The organism is Blastococcus sp. CT_GayMR16 (assembly GCF_004570875.1).
In the GTDB taxonomy this organism is placed as follows: domain Bacteria; phylum Actinomycetota; class Actinomycetes; order Mycobacteriales; family Geodermatophilaceae; genus Blastococcus_B.
On record NZ_SPQK01000005.1, the window covers coordinates 100,345 to 120,994 of the forward strand.

Below are 20,650 nucleotides of genomic sequence, written 5' to 3' on the forward strand. Positions count from 1 at the left end.
CCAAGAGGACGGCGAGACGATGACGACCGACGACCGAGGTGTAGTCCCTCCGGGGTCCTCCGCCGACGACAAGGACGCCCTCCAGCGCGCCGTGGACGAGAAGACCGCCGCCGCGCAGGCGGCCGCCGGCGACGAGCCGATCGTGAACGCCGACCCGCCGGCCAAACGGACCGCGAAGAAGGCGCCGGCGAAGGCTGTGGCGAAGAAGGTCGCGGCGAAGAAGGTCGCGGCGAAGAAGGCTGCGCCCACCAAGGCGGCTGCCAAGAAGGCCGCGACGAAGGCCACCCCGACCAAGCGGGCGGCGGCGACGGCCACGCCCGTCGTGGCGCCGGCCCCGATCGCGGAGCCGGGCGACCCGACCGCGGCGTCGGCCCAGCCGCCCGCGCCGCGGGGCCCGGAGGAGGCCGGCCACGCCGCCCCGTCCGGGCAGGCGCGGGAGGTCAGCGGCGACGACCTGCGGGCGGTCGTCGAGGGCTGGTCACACGACCCGCACGGCGTCCTCGGCACCCACCTGACCGCGTCCGGTTGGGTGGTCCGCACGCTGCGGCCCGACGCCGTCGCGGTCGCCGTCCTGGACGAGGACGGCACCCGCCACGAGGCCCGTCAGCTGCACGGCGGCGGGATCTACGAGGCGCAGCTTCCCCAGCAGCCGGGCGACTACCGCATCGAGGTCGCCTACCTCGACGGCGAGGGCAGCTCGACCAGCTACACCGTCGACGACCCCTACCGGTGGATGCCGACGCTGGGCGAGCTCGACCAGCACCTCATCCGCGAGGGCCGCCACGAGCGGCTGTGGGACGTCCTCGGTGCGCACGTGCGGCGCTACGACACCCCGCGCGGCACCGTCGAGGGCGTCTCCTTCGCGGTGTGGGCGCCGAACGCCCGGGGCGTCAAGGTCACCGGAGACTTCGACTACTGGGAGGCGCGCGCCTACCCGATGCGGTCGCTGGGCTCCTCCGGCGTCTGGGAGATCTTCGTCCCCGGCGTGCAGGTCGGCAGCCGGTACCGGTACCACGTGCTCGGCGCCGACGGGACGTGGCGGGAGAAGTCCGACCCGCTGGCCTTCGCCACCGAGGTCCCGCCGCTCAACTCCTCCGTCGTCACCGAGTCGACCTACGAGTGGACCGACGACGCTTGGCTGGCGGAGCGCGCGAGCGCCGGCTGGCACGAGCGGCCGATGAGCGTCTACGAGGTGCACGCCGGCTCCTGGCGGCAGGGGCTCTCCTACCGCCAGATGGCCGACGAGCTCGTCGACTACGTGGTCTCCGCCGGGTTCACCCACATCGAGTTCATGCCGCTCGCCGAGCACCCCTTCGGTGGCTCCTGGGGCTACCAGGTGACCTCCTACTACGCGCCCACGTCGCGGTTCGGGAGCCCGGACGACCTGCGCTACCTCATCGACCGCGCCCACCAGGCCGGCATCGGCGTCATCGTCGACTGGGTGCCCGCGCACTTCCCGAAGGACGAGTGGGCGCTGGCCCGCTTCGACGGCACGCCGCTGTACGAGCACGCCGACCCTCGCCGCGGCGAGCAGCTGGACTGGGGCACCTACGTGTTCGACTTCGGCCGCTCGGAGGTCCGGAACTTCCTCGTCGCCAACGCGCTGTTCTGGTGCAAGGAGTTCCACATCGACGGCATCCGCGTCGACGCCGTGGCCTCGATGCTCTACCTAGACTACTCCCGCACGGACTGGGTCCCCAACATCCACGGCGGCCGCGAGAATCTCGAGGCGGTGGCGTTCCTGCAGGAGATGAACGCGACGGTCTACCGCGAGATCCCCGGCGTGGTCACCATCGCCGAGGAGTCGACGGCGTGGCCCGGCGTCACCCGGCCGACGCACCTCGGGGGCCTGGGCTTCGGCTTCAAGTGGAACATGGGCTGGATGCACGACTCGCTGGGCTACATGGAACGGGCGCCGGTCCACCGCAGCTACCACCACGGCCAGCTGACGTTCTCGATGATGTACGCCTACTCCGAGAACTACGTGCTGCCCATCAGCCACGACGAGGTCGTCTACGGCAAGGGCTCGCTGCTCCGGAAGATGCCCGGGGACCGCTGGCAGCAGCTGGCCAACCTGCGCTCCTACCTCGCCTACATGTGGGCGCACCCGGGCAAGCAGCTGCTGTTCATGGGCTCGGAGTTCGGCCAGGACGCGGAGTGGGCCGAGAGCCGCTCACTGGACTGGTGGCACCTCGACGACCCGGCACACCGCGGGATCCTGCAACTGGTGACCGACCTCAACAGCCGCTACCAGGAGATCGACGCGCTGTGGTCGCTGGACGTCGACCCGGCGGGGTTCCAGTGGATCGACGCCAACGACGCGACCGGCAACGTGCTGTCGTTCCTGCGGTACGGCAAGCCGGCGGCGTCGGACAACGGCGCGAGCGAGGGCACGGGCTCGGCCCTGGCCTGCGTCTCGAACTTCTCGGGCTCCGCGCACCACGGGTACCGGATCGGGCTGCCCCGCCCCGGCCCCTGGCGGGAGGTGCTGAACTCCGACTTCGACGGCTACGGCGGCTCAGGGGTCGGCAACTTCGGCGGCATCGAGGCGGTCGCGGAACCCTGGCACGGTCAGCCGTACTCCGCGACGGTGGCCGCTCCGCCGCTGGGCACCGTCTGGTTCCTGCACGGGGGCTGAGCGGCCCGGGCCGTCCCCACCCGCTGCGGAACTCCGGCGCGCCGCATCCCGCGGCGCGCCGGAGGCTCCCCAAGTGGCTCCCGACCGGGCATTCTGTGCCGACTCCGATCGCACCGCCGGCACCGCCCCACGGCCGGCCTTCCCAGACAAGGGGACGAGCCCCGATGAGGCAGGTCCTGCGCCGCGCACTGCCGCTGGCTCTCGCGGGCGTGCTGCTCGCCGGTTGCGCCGCCGACGTCGTCGTCGGCCAGGCCTCCCCCGGTCCGGGCGAGCCGGTGGACGTCGCTCCTGACGCGTTCCCGATCATCGGCGTCAGCGACACGGGGATCGACCAGTTCGCGCGCAATGCGCTCACCGATCTGAACGACTTCTGGGCCGAGGCCTATCCGGAGTTCTTCGGCGAGGAGTTCACGCCGCTGGAGAACGGCTACTTCTCGGTCGACTCCAACGCGATCGACGAGGGCGCCTACCCCGAGAACGGCATCGGCTGCGAGGGCTCGCGGACCGATCCGGAGGAGGTCGCCGGGAACGCGTTCTACGACCCCGCGTGCGACCTCATCGCCTACGACCGGGCGCTGCTCGAGGAGCTCTCCACCGACTACGGCCGCTTCCTCGGACCGGTCGTGATGGCGCACGAGTTCGGCCACGCCATGCAGGGCCGGTTCGGCTTCGCCGAGAACGGCCGGAGCATCCAGGACGAGACCCAGGCCGACTGCCTGGCCGGCGCGTGGACCCGGTGGGTCGCCGACGGCGAGGCCCAGCACGTCGCGCTGCGCACCCCCGAGCTCGACGACGTGATCCGCGGCTTCCTGCTGCTGCGCGACGACGTCGGCAGCGACCCCGCCGACAGCCAGGCGCACGGCTCCTACTTCGACCGCGTCTCGGCCTTCTACGAGGGGTTCGACGGCGGCGTCGGCCCGTGCCGGGACGACTTCGGCGCCGACCGGCTGTACACCGCCGCCGCATTCGCCAACGACCTCGAGTACGACAGTCAGGGCAACGCCGCCTTCGACCAGATCGTCGACTGGGTCGGCACCACGCTGCCGGAGTTCTGGACCGAGGTGTTCCCGAGCGCCTTCGGCAGCGAGTTCACCCCTCCCGCGGTCGAGGGCTTCGACGGGACGGCGCCGGACTGCGAGGGCCTCGAGGACCGCGACCTGGGCTACTGCGCCGACACGACCACGGTCTATCTCGACGAGACCGAACTGGCGACGCCGGCCTACGACGAGATCGGCGACTTCGCGCTGACCACCGCGCTGTCCCTGCCCTACTCGCTGGCCGTCCGCGAGCAGGCCGGCCTCTCGATCGACGACGGTGCCGCCACCCAGTCGGCGGTCTGCCTCACCGGCTGGTACGAGGCCCAGTGGTACAACGGCGCCTTCACCGAGAGCACCGGCGCCAGCATCAGCCCCGGTGACATCGACGAGGCCGTGCAGTTCCTGCTCGAGTACGGCGTCCGCCCCGAGGTCTTCCCGAACACGTCGGCGTCCGGCTTCCAGCTCGTCGGCGCGTTCCGGACCGGCTTCCTCCTCGGCGGGGACGCCTGCGAACTCGGGCGTTAGGCCCCGTCCCGGGCACCGCCCTGAGCCTGCGAAGGGTGGGGAGGACGGGGTCCTTTGTCAGAACAGGGCGAGGGTGAGCTGACGGCGGGCGGCGCTGACTCTCGGGTCCTCGTCACCGACGACGGCGAACAGCTCGACCAGGTGCTTGCGGGCCTGGTCGCGGTCCTCTCCCGCGGTGCGCCGCACGACCGCCAGCAGGTGGTCGAAGGACTCCTGCACATTGCCGGTGCCGAGCAGGAAGTCCGCCGCCCGGGTCTGGGCGGTGATGTCGTCCGGCGCGGCCTCGGCGGCGGCCAGCGCGTCGGGTCCGGCCTCGTCGGCTCGGCGGAAGAGCTGCACCTGACGCAGCGCCAGCCCGGCCTCGGGGTGGTCGGGCTCGGTCTCGAGGATGGCTCGGTAGGCCTCCTCGGCCGCGGCCAGGTCACCCTGCTCCAGGGCCGCCTCGGCGGCGTCCAGGCGCGGGTCCTCTGCCTCGGCCGGGATCTCGCCGTCCCCACCCGGCAGGACGCCCCCGGTGGTGGCCTTCACCAGCTCGTCCACGAACTGGCGGGCCTGCTCCTCGGGGATCGCCCCGTTGAACTCCGCGACCAGCTGCCCCTGCCAGACGGCCTTCACCGCCGGGATCCCCTGCACGCGCAGGCCCTGGGCCAGTGTCGGGTTCGCGTCGACGTCGACCTTCGCCAGCACCCAGGAGCCGCCACCCTCGGCGGCCAGCCGCTCCAGCACCGGGGAGAGCTGCTTGCACGGACCGCACCACTCGGCCCACAGGTCCAGCACGACGGGCACCTGGAAGGAGCGGTCGAGCACCTCGGCCTGAAAGGTGGCCTCGGTGACGTCGACGACGGCAGAGCCGGGTGCACCGGCGGGGACGTCGGCACTCGGCGGCGGGGCGGCCTGCGCGCGGGCGGCGGCGTCGGACCGGGCCTTGACCGCGGCGAGGTCGACGGCGCCGGCCATCGCGGCGGCCATCTGGGCCTGCTGGGCGGCGGCCCGCGGGTCGGGACGTCCAGGACGAGAAGGCTGCATGGAGAGATTGTCCCAGAGGTGAGCCGCCCTGCGAGGGGGGTCCCGCGGGGCGGGGCCGGAGGCTCCCCACGCGGGGCGCCGAACCGGGTCAGCGCAGCGGGGGGACGGCTCCTGGCCGCGGTGTCACCGCGGGCGGTGACTGGAGTAATCGACCACCTGCTGGAACGTCGGGCGGTTCTGCCAGTCGATCGGCCGGGAGGCGACCAGGCCGGCGGTGGTCGCCCGGATGTCGTCGAGGTGCTTGTCGTAGGTCAGCTGGTCCACCGAGGAGACCCCCTGCTCGGCGAGCACGCCGTCCACCGCTGCCCGCAGCGACGTGCGCAGGTCGGCCTGGCAGGTCGCGAGGTCACCGCCACCGCAGTAGGCCCGCGACCAGGCGCCGGGGTCGATGCCACGGACGACGTCGAGGTCCTTGAGGACGTAGCCGTACCAGGCGACGCCGTTCCAGGACGAGCCGAGTCCCTGACGCGGGTGGTCGTCGACCCGTTGCGGGAGCTCGCCGACGAGATCGCCGAGGGTGCCGCGGAGCAGGTCCTGTGCGACCCCCTGCTCGTCGGCGGCTCCCCACCACGCGTCGAACAGTGCGATGGCGGCCTGCTCCTCGTACGCGCCGTCCCGGTCCTGGTCCAGCCGGTGGGCGCCGCGCTGCTGCCAGCCGCGCAGGAGGGACACCGCGTCGGCGAGCTCGGGATCGTCGCCGACCACGTCGAGCAGCGACGGCAGCGTGTAGAACGCCCGGGAGTCGACGGTGGCGGCGTCCTGGACGGCGGCGACGACGTCCGTCGTCGTCACCCCGCCGGTCGCGGCGAGATCGGCGAGCCGGTCGGAGATCGCCTGGCTCCGGTGCACCGGCCCGTAGCCCCACTGGTCGTCGGCGGCGCTGAACCCGGGTGCCTGCTTGTTGTTCCAGGACACGAGGAAGCCCGACGGCGGGTTGGCCTGCTGCGGGTGGTCGTCCACGGCCAGCCAGCCCTGCCAGTCGTAGGCCGCGTCGCCCCACCGCGGCAGGTGCCCGTCGACGCCGTCGGCCCGCACCGGGAGCCGGCCGGAGGAGTAGTAGGCGATGTCGCGGTCGTCGACGTAGAACCAGTTGAACGTGTAGTCGATGGCCGCCGCGGCGTCGCGGAAGGTCGCAGCGTCCTGCACGTAGTCAGGATTGCCGAGCCGCTCGAACCCGAGTGCCGAGTCCAGCTCCCGACCGTAGGTGCTGCGCTCGAGCACGACGGCGACGGGCCGGCCGTCGACGGTCGTGCGCACCTGCACGATGCCGTGCTCGGTCCGCAGCACGAGGAAGCGGTAGGTCTGCGGGAGCCCGGGCGCGGCCGCGTTCGGGAGCGCCGTCTCCTCGTGCACGTCCTTGTCCATCGGCCGGCACTCGTTCCCGACCAGGTACCCCTCGGACTCGACGGTCGCCTCGCCGCCGGCCAGGTCGCAGAGCCGCTCGACGACCGTGTCCACGAGGTCACTGCCGGCACTGGTGGCCGACCAGGCGTAGTCGACGCCGCGGCCGAGCTGGACGACGAGACTGGTGCCGGCGAACGACACCCCGCGGGCCCGGATGCCGGGTGCAACGACGGCCTGCTCGGTGAGCAGCTGCGGGGTGAAGTACCCCGTCTGCGGGCCGAAGACCACCCGGGGGTGGCCGTCGACGGTCCGGTCACCGGCGACCAGCGCGGCGTTGCTCATCATGTCGGGCACGCCACCGAGGTCGATCGGCCCGAACGGCCCCTGGACGACCGTCGCGCGGTCCTGGGTGCCGAACCGGCCCTGGAGCGATCCCAGCCCTGGGTCGGGCAGCCCGCCGTTACCGGCATCGGCGCCGGTGCCGGGCGCGGTCGGACCGTCGAGGTCGGGCAGCGCCACCCCGGGCAGCGTCGGGTCCACCGGGCCGCTGCCGTACGGCGCCGGCGTGCTCGCCGTGGTGGGTGCCTCCGGGTCGTCGGCCAGGGCGAGGTCGTCGAAGATCCGCTTGGCCTCGTCGGCGCCGAAGCGCGCCTCGAGCTGCTGCAGCCAGCGCGCGTTCGCGAACTCCGCACCGCCGCCCTTGCCGAAGATGCCGCCCACCAGGGACGCCACGTAGACGACGTCGGCGCGGGTCCAGGGCTCGGGCTTCTTCTGCAGCGCCGCGTACTCGGCCGGGCACTCCGGACCGGTCACCACGGCCGGGCACAGCTCCTGCTGCGCGGCGTTGATGCCGGCGATGTAGGCGTCGAGCGCGGCCACGAGGCGCCGGCCCTCGGCACCGAAGCGCTCGGCGGCCTGGTCGATCTGGGCCGCGGCCTCCTCAGGCGTGTAGAACGCCGCCCGCAGCTGCTCCTGGTCCATCGCCACGTTGGCCTCGTCCGGGCCGAGGAACTCCGCGGCCCGGGCGGCGCCGACGTGACGCAGCAGGTCCATGAGGAACATCCGGTCCTTGGTACCGGCGTAGCCGGAGCCGAACGCCGCGTCCTCCCGGGTCTTGCCCTCGATGTAGGGCACCGCGAAGGAGTCCCAGCGGATGATGACGCCGAACTTCGGCCGGTCCGTGCGGACTGCGTCCCTGTTGCTGAGCGTCAGCGGGGCGTCCTTGTAGAACGCCGAGAGCTGTCCGTCGGTCAGCCCGCCGAGATCGGCGTGGTTGAGCGCGTCGTACATCTCGAGCTGGTCGGCGAAGTTGGCCGGAGCATTCTGGCCGTCGACCGCCACCCGGCCCTGCGGATCTCCGGCGGCGACCTGCGCCGCCTCGGCGGCATTGATCGACCCCGACTGGCCGGGCGGGAGGATGTTGCGCACGCCGGGGTACTCCCCCGGGCCGGCCGGCGTGGCACCCGCCGGAGCCATCACCCCGGCCAGGACGGCCGTACCGAGTGCCACGATCGCCAGCCTGCGCATGCGCCTACCTCCGGGTGCGGGTGTCGTGCCGTGTGAACGACGACACACCCCGGACGGTTACGCGCGGGTAACTTACGGCCGATCAGGTTCCCTGCACCGCGCTGACGTGCGCTTCCACGGTCGGCTTGTCGACGCCGAGACCGGCCAGCACCCCGGTTCCGTCGTCGGCCTCCAGGACGGCGAGCAGCACGTGGCCGGTCCCGATCGCGGGCGATCCCAGCCGCAGCGCCTCCCGGAACGTGAGCTCGAGGGCGCGGCGGGCGTGCGCGTCGAACGGGACGAGGGCGGGCATCTGCTCCGAGCGGGCAGGCAGTGTCGCGGTCGCCGTCCGGCGGGCGTCGTCCAGGTCGATCCCCTGGGCCGCGATCGCCGCCGCCGACGTGCTGTCCGGGTCGGCCACCAGCCCGAGCACGAGGTAGGCGACGCCGATCGTCTCGTTCCCCGCCGTCCGGGCCTCCTCCTGCGCGCGGACGACCACGGCCCGCGCCCGGTCGGTGAACCGGCTGAACCCCTCGCTCGGATCGGGCGCGCCCTTCGCGACGAAGCGCTGCTGCGCGGCCTGCTTGCTGACCCCCATGCTGCTGCCGATGTCGGCCCCGGAGGCCCCGGACCGCGAGGGCAGTCGGGCGAGGCGGGGCCGGAGGCTCCCCGCGGGCGACGGCGGATGGGCTCAGTTTCGATCGGGGACGGCTCCTGGCCGCGGTTGGAGCCCGGAGGGCGACAGTGTGCTCAGAAGCGGGCGGGCTCGGTGTAGCTGCCCCACTCGGCACGCAGGGCGTCGCAGATCTCGCCGAGCGTGGCCTCGGCCCGGACGGCGTCGAGCATCGCCGGGAGCATGTTCGCCTCCGTGCGGCCCACCTCGACCATGTGAGCGACGGCGGCACGCGCGGCGTCGTCGTCCCGGCTCGTCCGGCGCCCGGCCAGCTCGGCCTTCTGATCGATCTCCACCTGATGGCTGACGCGGAGGATGTCGAGCTTGTCGTGGGCCTCCACCGAGCCGGTCAGGGTGTTGACGCCGACGACCTTCTTGTCGCCCTTCTCCAGCGCCCGCTGGTAGACGAACGCGGCCTCGGCGATCTCGCCGGTGAACCAGCCGTCCTCGATGCCGCGCAGGATGCCGGACGTCATGGGATAGGGCGAGGCGCCGTCGGACATCTCCCGGATGCGGGTGAAGATCTCCTCGGCCTGGCGCTCCAGCTCGTCGGTGAGCGCTTCGACGTACCAGGAGCCGCCGAGCGGGTCGGCCACGTTCATGACCCCCGTCTCCTCCATGATCAGCTGCTGGGTGCGCAGGGCGATCTGGGCGGCCTTCGCACTCGGCAGCGCCAGCACCTCGTCGAGTGCGTTGGTGTGCAGCGACTGGGTGCCGCCGAGGATCGCGGCCAGGGCCTCGACCGCCGTCCGGGTGATGTTGTTGTCCGGCTGCTGGGCGGTCAGCGAGACGCCGGCGGTCTGGGTGTGGAAGCGGAGCTGCTGGGCCTTGTCGGTCGTCGCGCCGTAGACGTCGCGCAGCCACCGGGCCCAGATCCGGCGGGCGGCGCGGAACTTGGCGATCTCCTCGAAGAAGTCCAGGTGGGAGTCGAAGAAGAACGACAGCCCGGGCGCGAACTGCTCGATGTCCAGGCCGCGGGACAGGCCCAGCTCCACATAGGCGAACCCGTCGGCGAGGGTGAAGGCGAGCTCCTGCGCGGCGGTCGAGCCGGCCTCCCGGATGTGGTAGCCGGAGACCGAGATCGGCTTGTAGGCCGGGATGTTCTCGGCGCAGTACTCCATGAGGTCGCCGATCAGGCGCAGGTGCGGCTCGGGTGCGAAGAGCCACTCCTTCTGCGCGATGTACTCCTTGAAGATGTCGGTCTGCAGGGTGCCGTTGAGCTTGCCGATGTCGACGCCCTGCCGCTCGGCGGCGACCAGGTACATGCAGAACACCGGGACGGCGGGGCCGCTGATGGTCATCGACGTCGTGGTCTCGTCGAGCGGGATGTCGGCGAAGAGGACGTCCATGTCGGCGACGGTGTCGATCGCGACGCCGCAGTGGCCGACTTCGCCGAGCGCCCGCGGGTCGTCGGAGTCCTTGCCCATGAGCGTGGGCATGTCGAAGGCGACGGATAATCCGCCCCCGCCCTCGGCCAGGATCATCTTGTAGCGCTCGTTGGTCTGCTGGGCGTTGCCGAATCCGGCGAACTGCCGGATGGTCCAGGCCCGGCCGCGGTACCCGGTGGCGTGCAGGCCGCGGGTGAACGGGAACTCACCCGGATAGCCGATCCGCTCGAAACCGGGGACGGCCGACTCGTCGGAGGGGCCGTAGACCGGGTCCACCTCGACGCCGGAGAGCGTGGTGAAGTCCGCGTCCCGGACCTTGCCCCCACTGAGCGCCGCGTCGTACCGCTGCTGCCACCGCTGCCGGGCGTCCTGGGTCATGCCCTAGATAGTAGGACGTCCAACTATCCTTCGTCGATCGTCACGTCGGCCACGTCACCCGCGCCGAGCCGGACCCGGCGGAGGATGTCGAAGAGGTCGGCCCGCTCGCCCTCGGGCAGGTCGCCGAGGCCGAAGTCGAGGCCCGTCAGAGCGCTCGTCGCCTTCTCCACGACCGCGCGCCCGTCCTCGGTGATGCCGGCCAGCACCCCTCGGCCGTCGTCCGGATTGGGCCGGCGGCGCACGTAGCCCGCGGCCGCCAGCCGGTCGATCGCGTTCGTGACGCTCGTCGGGTGGACCATCAGGCGACTGCCGATCACCTTCAGCGGCAGTTCCCCGGTGCGACTGAAGGTGAGCAGGACCAGCACCTCGTACCGGGCGAAGGTGAGCTCGTGGGGCTTGAGGACCTCGTCGAAGCGGGCGAGCAGGATCTGCTGCACGCGGAAGACCGAGGTCGCGGCCCGCATCGACGACGCGGGGCCGAACCGCTTCTCCCACGTCTGCCCCGCCCGTTCGATCGGGTCGAAGGGCAGTCCCAGCGGTCGGACCATGCCCGGCACGCTACCGGGGCAGGCCCCGACGACGGCCGAGGGAGGAGCAGTGCCCGAGGACGGCGGCGACATCTCGACGTGTCGACACGAGCTATCCGGGCCGGCGCCGGGACTCGATGACGCCGTCGCTCTGCAGGTGCGTCCGGAGCAGGTCCATGTCTCCCCCGACGTCGGACTCCTCCAGGACCGCCGTCCCCCGGCCCGGCTCGTCGGGCAGGTCGACCTCGTACCGGAAGGCGTCGGGATGGGGCGGCACTCCGGCGGGAGCGCCCCACGGCAGGGCCTCGAGAGCGCCCTCCAGCCGCGTCGCGTCGGAGGCCGGCAGCTGGGCCGTGTCCAGTTCCGCCGCGAGGGCGATGTTTCCCGCTATGCCGCCCACACGGCGGACCCGGATGCGCACCGGCTCAGAGTGGCACCTGCACCGCTTCCCAGGACCCGCGCACGGCGTCGGCCTCGGAACTCGTCTGGCCGTAGATCATCAGGGCGTTGCGCAGGGTCAGCCGCGCGAACTCCTGGAAGGTGGCCGTCGGGGTGAGCCGGGCATCGCGCAGGGCCGCGTACCAGATCGGGCCGGCCGCGTCCCACGCGTTCCCACCCAGGGTCGTCGCGAGCACGTAGAAGGCGCGGTTCGGGATGCCCGAGTTGGTGTGCACGTCTCCCCCGGGGACGTAGTCGTCCATCGTCGCCGGCTGGTCGTCGTGCGGGTTGGCCTGCCCGGGGTCCTTCATCGATCGCAGCGCCGGCTGGAGCGCCGGACCCACGATGTCGGCGCCGATGAGCCAGTCCGAGGTGGTGACGTCCTGACCGAGGGCGCGCTGCTTGACCTGGATCCCGAACACGTCGGAGACGGACTCGTTGAGCGCGCCCGACTGTCCGGAGTAGACGAGGTTGGCCTCGTACTGCGTCACGCCGTGGGTGAGCTCGTGGCCGATGACGTCGACCCCCGCCGTGGTCCGGGTGAGCATCTGCCCGTCGCCGTCGCCGAAGAACATGGCGCGGCCGTCCCAGAACGCGTTCGGATAGTTCTCGCCCTGGTGCACGCAGCCGTGCAGCGTCCGGCCCTGCCCGTCGATGGAATCCCGCTGGAACGTCGACCAGTAGTACTCATACGTCCGCCCGAGGCCTTCATAGGCCTCGGTGGCCGCGATGTCGTCGGTCTCGGGCTGGCCCTCGGCGCGCACCACGCGCCCGAGCGTCTGGCTCGAGCCGTGCTCCTGGTCGTAGATCGTCCGGTTCGGTGCGCCGCCGATGCGGGCGAACGTCACCGGGGCGGTCGTGCGACCGCCCGTCCGGGACGCCGACTCCGCCCGGGCGATGCGGAAGCGAGCGTCGATCCTGAGGGCGTCCAGCGCCGACGCCCGTAGGTCCGGGTCGTCCGACCGGGCCAGCCTGTCCAGCACGTTCGGCGGCAGGATGCACCGCAAAGGATTGTGTTCGCGCACTGTGTCCCCCAGCTCCGCACGGCGCCCGGGCCCGGAACCGGGCCCGCGGCTGGAGCTACCCGACCGCCGAACGGGCCCCGCTGTCAACGAGTTCCGGCGCGCCGCATATCCGTTTCAGCGCGCCGTCCGTTCAGCGCGCCGGGGGGCGCAGCGGCGGGACCTTCCGGACGCCGAAGACCTCGCGCAACGCCACGCGCGCCGCGTTGTCCCCGCATTGGCCGTGCACCGCGGGCCCGGGCGGAGTGGCGGCCGAGGCGAGGTACGTCCCGGGCACCGGCGTCTTGTAGGTGTTCCACCGCGGCACCGGGCGGGCCAGCATCTGCCGGAACGACGCCTCGCCGTTGGAGATGTCCCCGCCGACGTGGTTCGGGTTCCACGCCTCCATCTGCACGGCGTTCTTCGTGACCCGCTCGACCACGGTGTCCCGGAACCCCGGCGCGAAGCGCTCCACCTGGTTCTCGATCGCCTCGGTCATGTCGCCGTCCGAACCGTGCGGGACGTGCACGTAGGCCCAGAAGATGTGCCCGCCCTCGGGTGCCCGGGTCGGGTCGACCACGGTCGGCTGGACGGCGAGGACATAGGGCTTGTCGGTCAGCCGCCCGTGCGCGGGCGCCGCCTCGCCGGCCAAGGTCTCCTCCAGCGTGCCGGCGATGTGGATGGTCCCGGCCCGCCGGACCTCGGCGTTCGTCCACGGCACCGGCTCCGAGAGCACCCAGTCGACCTTGAACACCCCGGGGCCGTGCTTGTAGCGCGACACCCACTTCTTGTAGCCCTCGTTGACCCGGTCGCCGGCCATCGCGACGAAGGCGCGGGGCGTGGTGTCGAGCAGGACCGCCGGCACCCCCTCGAACTCGCGCAGGTCGGTCACCTCGTGCCCGGTGACGACCTCGCCGCCCTGCTCCTCGAGCGCGGCCACCATCGCGTCGGCCAGTGCCTGCGAGCCCCCCTCGACCAGCGGCCAGCCCACGTGGTGGGCGAGCATGCCGAGGAGCATCCCCAGGCTGGCGGTCAGCGGGCGGGCGAGATCGAGCATGCCGTGGGCCGCGGCGCCGGCGAGCAGCGCCTGCCCCTCGGTCGTGTCGAAGTACCGGCGGGCCAGCCAGCGCACGTTCGGCAGCCCGTTGAGGGCGAAGTGGACGATCTGCGGCGCGCTCTTCGTCGGCGGACGGCGCAGCCGGCTGGTGAGGAAGAAGTCGATGACGTCGGTGCCGTGCTCGACGAGGGGCTCGAACAGCCGGCGGTAGGCCGCCGCGTCCGTCCCGAGCCCCGCCGCGGTCTCCTCCAACGAGCGCCGCGACACCGCGGCGCGACCGCCGTCCAGGGGGTGGGCGTAGCTGATCTCCGGCTGCACGAGCCGCACGCCGCGGCTGGGCAGGTCGAACTCCCGGAAGAACGGCGCCGCGGCGGCCATCGGCTGCACGGTCGAGCAGACGTCGTGCCGGTAGCCCGGTCTGGTCAGCTCCTCGGTGCGCATGCCGCCGCCGGGACGGTCGGCCTGCTCGAGCACCTGCACCCGGAGCCCGGCGGCGGCCAGCCGGAGGGCGGCGGCCAGCCCGTTCGGTCCCGATCCGACGACGACGGCGTCGGCCTTGCCGTTCACTGCCGTGGCCCGTTCACCCGGTCATCCTCGCCGTGCCGGCGTGGTGCCGCCTGTCAGAGCTCGGCGAGCAACTCGTCGGCGGCGCGGAAGGGGTCGGTCTCCCCCGCGACGACGGACCCGGCGAGGGCGCCGAGCGCGGCCGAGCCGTGCACGTCGCCCATCCGCTCCCGCAGGGTGGCCAGCGCGATGGCCTCGATCTCGCGCGCCGCCCGCTCCTCGCGGCGGCGGTTGCCCTCGCCCGACGACTCGAGCCAGACGCGGTGCTCCTCGATCTTCTCGAGCACCGTGTCGATGCCGTTGTCGGTCTCGCGCGAGGCGACCGTCCGGCAGATCGGCGGCCGCCAATGACCCGCCTCGGAGTGCCGGCCGCCCAGGGACTGCATGTACCGCAGGTCGCGGACGGTCTGGTCGGCGCCGTCCCGGTCGGCCTTGTTGACGACGAACAGGTCGGCCACCTCGAGGATCCCGGCCTTCGCCGCCTGGATCCCGTCGCCCATCCCCGGCGCGACCAGGACCAGGGTGGTGTCGGCGAGCGAGGCGATCTCGAGTTCGGACTGGCCCACGCCGACCGTCTCGATGAGGACGACGTCAGAGCCGGCCGCGTCGAGGACGCGCAGCGCCTGCGGGGTGGCCCAGGCCAGTCCCCCGAGGTGCCCACGGGAGGCCATCGACCGGATGTAGACGCCGCTGTCGCCGGCGTGGTCCTGCATCCGCACCCGGTCGCCGAGCAGCGCTCCGCCGGAGAACGGCGACGACGGGTCGACGGCGAGCACGCCGACGCGCTTGCCGGCCGCGCGGAAGGCCCGCACGAGCGCCGTCGTCGTCGTCGACTTGCCGACACCGGGGGAACCGGTGAGCCCGATGACCTGCGCGTGGCCCGTGTGCGGCGACAGCGCGGCGGCCACCTCGCGCAGCGCCGGACTGGCGTCCTCGACCAGCGAGATCAGCCGCGCCACCGAGCGCGCGTCACCCTCCCGGGCGCCCGCGACCAGGGCCGGGACGTCGGCCGTCCGCCGGCCCCGCCGCCCAGCGAGGGTGGCGGCGGCCGGCGTCCGGATCGCGGTCTCTTCGATCAACGAGCGGGCACGTGCAAGATCAGGGCGTCGCCCTGACCACCACCACCGCACAGGGCGGCAGCCGCCACCCCGCCGCCACGGCGGCCGAGCTCGAGGGCCGCGTGCAGCACGATGCGGGCACCGCTCATGCCCACCGGGTGGCCCAGCGCGATCGCGCCACCGTTGACGTTGACCTTCTCGGGGTCGATGCCGAGCTCGCGGGTGGACACGATGCCGACCGCGGCGAAGGCCTCGTTGAGCTCGACCAGGTCGAGGTCCTTGGGGTCGATGCCCTCGCGCTCGCAGGCCTTGACGATGGCCCGCGAGGGCTGCGTCTGCAGGGTCGCGTCCGGCCCGGCGACGACGCCGTGCGCGCCGATCTCTGCCAGCGGGGTCAGGCCCAGCTCGGCGGCCTTCTCGGCGCTCATGACCACGACCGCGCACGCGCCGTCGGAGATCTGCGACGCCGACGCGGCGGTGATCGTGCCGTCCTTCGCGAACGCGGGCTTCAGCTTCGACAGGCTCTCGGCCGTCGTGTCGGCCCGGATGCCCTCGTCCTCGCGGAACTCGATCGGGTCACCCTTGCGCTGCGGGATGAGCACCGGGGTGATCTCGTCGTCGAACAGGCCGTTCTTCTGCGCCGCGGCGGCCTTCTGGTGGCTGGCCGCGGCGAACTCGTCCTGCTCCTCGCGGGTCAGGTCGTAGCGCGCGTTGGCCTCCTCGGTGAGTGCACCCATCGCCACCTGGTCGAAGGTGTCGGTCAGCCCGTCGTGGGCCATCGAGTCGATCAGCTTGGTGTCGCCGTACTTCGTGCCGGTACGGGAGTTGGCCAGCAGGTGCGGCGCCTGGGTCATCGACTCCATGCCGCCGGCCACGACGATCTCGAACTCGCCGGCGCGGATGAGCTGGTCGGCCAGCGCGATCGCGTCGATGCCGGACAGGCAGACCTTGTTCAGCGTGAACGACGGCACCGACATCGGGATGCCGCCGGCGACCGCGGCCGGGCGGGCGGGGTTCTGCCCGGCGCCGGCCTGGATGACGTGGCCCATGATCACGTAGTCGACCTGGTCGCCGGAGATGCCGGCCCGCTCCAGGGCCGCCTTGATCGCCACCCCGCCGAGATCGGCCGCCGAGAAGTCCTTGAGCGAGCCGAGCAGCCGGCCCATCGGGGTACGGGCGCCGCTGACGATGACCGAGCGGGACATGGGCTGCCTCCTGTGCCGGGTCGCCCACGGTGGCGACCGCAATGTCGGTGCCGCCGCGCGATACGCGGCGTCGATCTCCGAAGAGGATAGGACGCCGCGGTCGGACCGGTCACTGGCGTGACCGGGGTCTCAGGCCGAGTTTGATTGTGCGCTACCGGGTAGGGCGCAATGGACCACTCGTCCGCAAAGAGAGGGAGACCCCATGCCCCGCCTGACCGTCGGCACCGAGAACGGCCAGCCCATCGAACTCCACTACGAGGACCACGGCACCGGACGGCCCGTCGTCCTGATCCACGGATGGCCACTGTCCGGCCGCTCGTGGGAGGCCCAGGTGCCCGCGCTCGTCGACGCCGGCCACCGGGTCGTGACCTACGACCGCCGAGGCTTCGGCGACTCGTCGCAGCCCTGGACCGGCTATGACTACGACACCTTCACCGCGGACCTGCACGCACTCCTCGAGCACCTCGACCTGCGCGACGTCGCTCTCGTCGGCTTCTCGATGGGCGGCGGCGAGGTCGTGCGCTACCTGGCCACGTACGGGCCCGAGCGGGTCAGCCGGACCGTCCTGGCGTCGGCCGTCCCGCCGTTCCTCTACACGTCCGTCGACAACCCCGACGGCGGCCTGGACGACGCCACGATCGCGCAGTTCGAGGACGGCGTGCGCACCGACCGCCCCGCCTTCCTGGACGGGTTCACCGCGGACTTCTTCAACGCCGGCGGCAAGGGCCTGCTCGGCTCGAAGTCCGGCGAGGTCAGCGAGCAGCAGCGGCAGTACGCCCTGCGCATCGCGGAGTTCGCCTCGCCCAAGGGCACGCTGGACTGCATCGCCGCGTTCGGCCGTACCGACTTCCGCGGCGACGTCGCGAAGGTCACCGTGCCGACCCTGGTCATCCACGGGGACTCCGACGCGATCGTGCCCTTCGAGGTCAGCGGCAAGCGGTCGCACGAGCTCATCCCGGACAGCGAGCTGGTCGTCATCGAGGGCGGCCCGCACGGCATCAACGCCTCGCACCCGGAGCAGTTCAACAGCGCGCTGGTCGGCTTCCTCGCCCGCTGACCACACCGGCTCGTCGTCCCCGCCACACGGTCCAGTGCGGCGGGGACATCGGCGTCGCGCACCCTCGAGCTGACGTCTCAGACGTCTTTCGGCAAGATGCCCGCGTGACCACTGACGCGAGTACCGGCCTGCCGGCCGAGCTGTTCACGACCATCGACCACGTCGGCATCGCCGTGCCCGACCTCGACGAGGCGATCGCCTTCTACGCCCAGGCCTTCGGGGTGCACTCCGTGCACGAGGAGACCAACGAGGAACAGGGCGTCCGCGAGGCGATGCTCGCCGTCGGCGACGGGAGCACGCGCATCCAGCTGCTCGCGCCGCTGACGCCCGAGTCGACGATCGCCAAGTTCATCGGTCGCTCCGGCCCCGGCCTCCAGCAGCTGGCCTTCCGCGTCGAGGACGTCGAGGCGGCCAGCGCGACCCTGCGCGAGCGCGGTCTGCGACTGCTCTACGACACCCCCCGGCGCGGCACCGCCGACAGCCGGGTGAACTTCGTCCACCCGAAGGACGCCGGCGGTGTGCTCGTCGAGCTGGTGCAGCCGGCCGCCTCGGCGCACTAGCCGGCTCGACGGCACGGTTACCCACCGGTAACATGCGTCGCCAGGCACTGCTGCCCGCGCTGCCACCGCACCGCCCTCCGCGCCAACGACGACCCGGGAGACCTGTGTGAACGAGATCAGGGACGCCATCCTTGCCGGCCAGTTCGACGCCGTGGGGGGCCTGGCCGTGCCGGAGTCCTACCGCGCCGTGCTCGTGCGCAAGGACGAGCAGGACATGTTCGAGGGCATGCCCACCAAGGAGAAGGACCCGCGCAAGTCGCTGCACGTGGAAGAGGTCCCCACCCCCGAGCTCGGTCCGGGCGAGGCGATCGTCGCCGTGATGGCGTCCTCGGTGAACTACAACACCGTCTGGACGTCGATCTTCGAGCCGGTCTCGACCTTCGGGTTCCTCGAGCGCTACGGAAAGCTCTCCGAGCTCACCAAGCGGCACGACCTGCCTTACCACGTGGTGGGCTCCGACCTGGCCGGCGTCGTCCTGCGGGTGGGGCCGGGTGTGAACAAGTGGAAGCCCGGCGACGAGGTCGTGGCGCACTGCCTGTCCGTCGAGCTCGAGGACCCGGCCGGTCACGACGACACGATGATGGATCCGCAGCAGCGGATCTGGGGCTTCGAGACCAACTTCGGCGGCCTGGCCGACCTCGCCCTGGTCAAGAGCAACCAGCTGATGCCCAAGCCGGCTCACCTCAGCTGGGAGGAGGCGGCCGCCCCCGGGCTGGTCAACTCCACCGCCTACCGCCAGCTGGTCAGCCACAACGGCGCCAACATGAAGCAGGGCGACGTCGTCCTGATCTGGGGCGCCTCCGGCGGCCTGGGCTCCTACGCCACGCAGATGGCGCTCAACGGCGGCGCCATCCCGGTCTGCGTCGTGAGCAGCCCGGAGAAGGCGGGGATCGTCCGCTCCCTAGGGGCCGAGCTGATCATCGACCGCTCCGAGGAGGGCTACCAGTTCTGGAAGGACGAGAACAACCAGGACCCCAAGGAGTGGCAGCGCCTGGGCAAGAAGATCCGTGAGCTCACCGGTGGCGACGACGTCGACATCGTGTTCGAGCACCCCGGTCGGGACACCTTCGGCGCGAGCGTCTACGTCGCCAAGAAGGGCGGCACGATCGTCACCTGCGCCTCGACCACCGGCTACATGCACCAGTTCGACAACCGCTACCTCTGGATGAACCTCAAGCGGATCATCGGCTCGCACTTCGCCAACTACAAGGAGGCGTGGGAGGCCAACCGGCTCATCGACCGGGGCCTGATCCACCCCACGCTGTCGAAGGTCTACTCGATGGAGGACGTCGGGCAGGCCGCGTACGACGTCCACCGCAACCTGCACCAGGGCAAGGTCGGTGTGCTGACCCTCGCTCCCGAGGAGGGGCTCGGCGTGCGCGACCAGGAGAAGCGCGAGAAGCACCTGACGGCGATCAACCGCTTCCGCGGGGTCTGAGGGAGGTGCCCCGTCCCGGCCCCCGGGACGGGGCCACGGTGCTCAGTTGTCCCACTGGCACCGGATATCTCCCCGACACGCTGACGAGCGTTTGAGCGTCTGCGAGGATGAGTGCATGACCGACCCCCGCCACGATTCGCTGCCGATGCACGAGGCTCAGCACTCGTTCGACGTAGTGCTGCGGGGGTACGACCGCAGTCAGGTCGCCGACACGATCGAACGCCTCGAGGCCGACTTCCGGATCGCTCTCGCCGACCGCGACGCCGCCGTCTCCCGGTCCGCCGACATGGCCGGCCAGCTGTCGGCCCTGCACGGCGAGATCGAGTCGCTGCGCCGCAAGGCCGCCACGGCCTCGGCCCCCACCTTCGAGAACATCAGCGAGCGCATCCAGCACATGCTGCAGCTCGCCGAGGAGGAGGCCGGGGAGATCCGCCGGGCCGCCGAGCTCGACGCGCACGCCGTCCGCGAGCAGACCGCCGCCGAGGAGCGCGCGCTGCTGGAGCGGCACGCCGCGGGTCAGGCCGAGGTCGAGCGGATGCTCGCCGAGGCGCGCCAGACCGCCGAGCAGATCGCGCAGAAGGCCCAGCAGCGGGCCGACGAGCTCGTGGGCAAGGCGCAGGAGCGGGTGGCCCGGCTCGACGCCGAGTCGCAGGCGCGCCGGGCCAAGGTCGAGGAGGACTTCGACATCGCCCAGCGCTCCCGCCGCGCCGAGGCCGCCCGCATCGAGGAGGACCGCGAGCGCGTGTCCACCGAGGCCGCCCGGCAGCGGATCGCCGCCGCCGAGCAGCACGCCGCGCAGCTCATCGCCGACGGCGAGGCCAAGGCCGAGGCCATCCGCGGGATCCGCGACGAGCTGACCGGCCGACTGCTGCAGGCTCGTCAGCTGCTCACCTCGCTCCCCGACCTGGGCGACCGGCCGCAGCAGGCCGAGGCACCCCAGGCTCCGGTTGCGGCCCCCGAGCCCGAGCGGCGTCCGCAGCCGGGTCCGCAGGCAGCTCCACCCGCGGCACCCCCGCAGCCCGCGACCCAGGCCGTCCCGCAGGCCGTGCGCGCCGAGGGTGAGGCTGCCGCGGCTCGGCAGCCCACGCGGACCGAGCCGGCCACCCGGCAGCTCCCGATGCCCCCGCGCGGCAACGGCTCGACCGCCGCATCGGTCGGCCCGTCGACCCAGGCCATCGACCAGCCGGCACAGACGCGACACTGACGGCGAGCGAGCACCGCTCGTCCTCC

16 protein-coding genes are annotated in these 20,650 nt (G+C 72.3%); 6 read left to right on the plus strand and 10 right to left on the minus strand.

All coding sequences use genetic code 11. The annotated features are described in order from the left end of the window. Window positions 1–19 precede the first annotated feature (19 nt). Together glgB and E4P38_RS22860 are read left to right on the plus strand one after the other, a co-directional pair. Window positions 20–2,638: a 1,4-alpha-glucan branching protein GlgB gene (glgB, locus tag E4P38_RS08180; protein ID WP_209309003.1), complete on the plus strand. Its 2,619-nt coding sequence runs from the start codon at window positions 20–22 to the stop codon at window positions 2,636–2,638. A gap of 164 nt (window positions 2,639–2,802) precedes the next feature. Continuing rightward, complete coding sequence (locus E4P38_RS22860) at window positions 2,803–4,200, plus strand: neutral zinc metallopeptidase (protein WP_167760494.1); 1,398 nt, start codon at window positions 2,803–2,805, stop codon at window positions 4,198–4,200. Window positions 4,201–4,257: 57 nt separating this feature from the next. Here the strand turns inward: E4P38_RS22860 and E4P38_RS08190 are convergent, their stop codons facing one another. The 10 genes from E4P38_RS08190 to E4P38_RS08235 form a co-directional block, all read right to left on the minus strand. After that, the gene (locus E4P38_RS08190) at window positions 4,258–5,226 is read right to left on the minus strand and encodes a tetratricopeptide repeat protein (protein ID WP_135131280.1); all 969 of its coding nucleotides are present in this window, start codon (window positions 5,224–5,226) and stop codon (window positions 4,258–4,260) included. A gap of 123 nt (window positions 5,227–5,349) precedes the next feature. Next, window positions 5,350–8,079 (minus strand): penicillin acylase family protein, encoded by a 2,730-nt coding sequence (locus E4P38_RS08195; RefSeq protein ID WP_167760495.1) that lies wholly within the window; start codon window positions 8,077–8,079, stop codon window positions 5,350–5,352. A 100-nt stretch (window positions 8,080–8,179) separates the two neighbouring features. Then, window positions 8,180–8,674 (minus strand): Clp protease N-terminal domain-containing protein, encoded by a 495-nt coding sequence (locus E4P38_RS08200; protein WP_135131282.1) that lies wholly within the window; start codon window positions 8,672–8,674, stop codon window positions 8,180–8,182. 152 nt (window positions 8,675–8,826) lie between these two features. Beyond that, entirely contained in the window at window positions 8,827–10,515 is a 1,689-nt protein-coding gene (locus E4P38_RS08205; RefSeq protein WP_135131283.1) for a methylmalonyl-CoA mutase family protein, read from the minus strand. 23 nt (window positions 10,516–10,538) lie between these two features. Continuing rightward, window positions 10,539–11,063 carry a MarR family transcriptional regulator gene (locus E4P38_RS08210; RefSeq protein ID WP_135131284.1) on the minus strand — a complete coding sequence of 175 codons (525 nt, stop codon included), beginning with the start codon at window positions 11,061–11,063 and terminating at the stop codon, window positions 10,539–10,541. Between the two features lie 91 nt (window positions 11,064–11,154). Then, window positions 11,155–11,463 carry a protealysin inhibitor emfourin gene (locus E4P38_RS08215; protein ID WP_135131285.1) on the minus strand — a complete coding sequence of 103 codons (309 nt, stop codon included), beginning with the start codon at window positions 11,461–11,463 and terminating at the stop codon, window positions 11,155–11,157. A gap of 4 nt (window positions 11,464–11,467) precedes the next feature. Next, the gene (locus E4P38_RS08220) at window positions 11,468–12,463 is read right to left on the minus strand and encodes a M4 family metallopeptidase (protein ID WP_245160888.1); all 996 of its coding nucleotides are present in this window, start codon (window positions 12,461–12,463) and stop codon (window positions 11,468–11,470) included. Window positions 12,464–12,635: 172 nt separating this feature from the next. Further along, the gene (locus E4P38_RS08225) at window positions 12,636–14,105 is read right to left on the minus strand and encodes an NAD(P)/FAD-dependent oxidoreductase (RefSeq protein WP_135131286.1); all 1,470 of its coding nucleotides are present in this window, start codon (window positions 14,103–14,105) and stop codon (window positions 12,636–12,638) included. Window positions 14,106–14,158: 53 nt separating this feature from the next. Further along, complete coding sequence (gene meaB, locus E4P38_RS08230) at window positions 14,159–15,181, minus strand: methylmalonyl Co-A mutase-associated GTPase MeaB (RefSeq protein WP_245160889.1); 1,023 nt, start codon at window positions 15,179–15,181, stop codon at window positions 14,159–14,161. Beyond that, window positions 15,178–16,365, minus strand: coding sequence for an acetyl-CoA C-acetyltransferase (locus E4P38_RS08235; RefSeq protein ID WP_135131287.1), 1,188 nt, complete (start codon window positions 16,363–16,365; stop codon window positions 15,178–15,180). Before E4P38_RS08235 ends, meaB begins: the two co-directional genes overlap by 4 nt. A 202-nt stretch (window positions 16,366–16,567) precedes the next feature. Between E4P38_RS08235 and E4P38_RS08240 the strand changes: the two genes are divergently transcribed. From E4P38_RS08240 to E4P38_RS08255, 4 genes are all read left to right on the plus strand, one after another. Beyond that, window positions 16,568–17,422, plus strand: a complete 855-nt coding sequence (locus tag E4P38_RS08240) for an alpha/beta hydrolase (protein WP_135131288.1) — start codon at window positions 16,568–16,570, stop codon at window positions 17,420–17,422. Window positions 17,423–17,526: 104 nt separating this feature from the next. After that, entirely contained in the window at window positions 17,527–17,982 is a 456-nt protein-coding gene (mce, locus tag E4P38_RS08245; RefSeq protein WP_135131289.1) for a methylmalonyl-CoA epimerase, read from the plus strand. Between the two features lie 106 nt (window positions 17,983–18,088). After that, on the plus strand, window positions 18,089–19,420 hold the full coding sequence (ccrA, locus tag E4P38_RS08250; RefSeq protein WP_135131290.1) for a crotonyl-CoA carboxylase/reductase: 1,332 nt from the start codon (window positions 18,089–18,091) through the stop codon (window positions 19,418–19,420). A 115-nt stretch (window positions 19,421–19,535) separates the two neighbouring features. Continuing rightward, window positions 19,536–20,624 carry a hypothetical protein gene (locus tag E4P38_RS08255; RefSeq protein WP_135131291.1) on the plus strand — a complete coding sequence of 363 codons (1,089 nt, stop codon included), beginning with the start codon at window positions 19,536–19,538 and terminating at the stop codon, window positions 20,622–20,624. The last annotated feature ends 26 nt before the right edge of the window (window positions 20,625–20,650 follow it).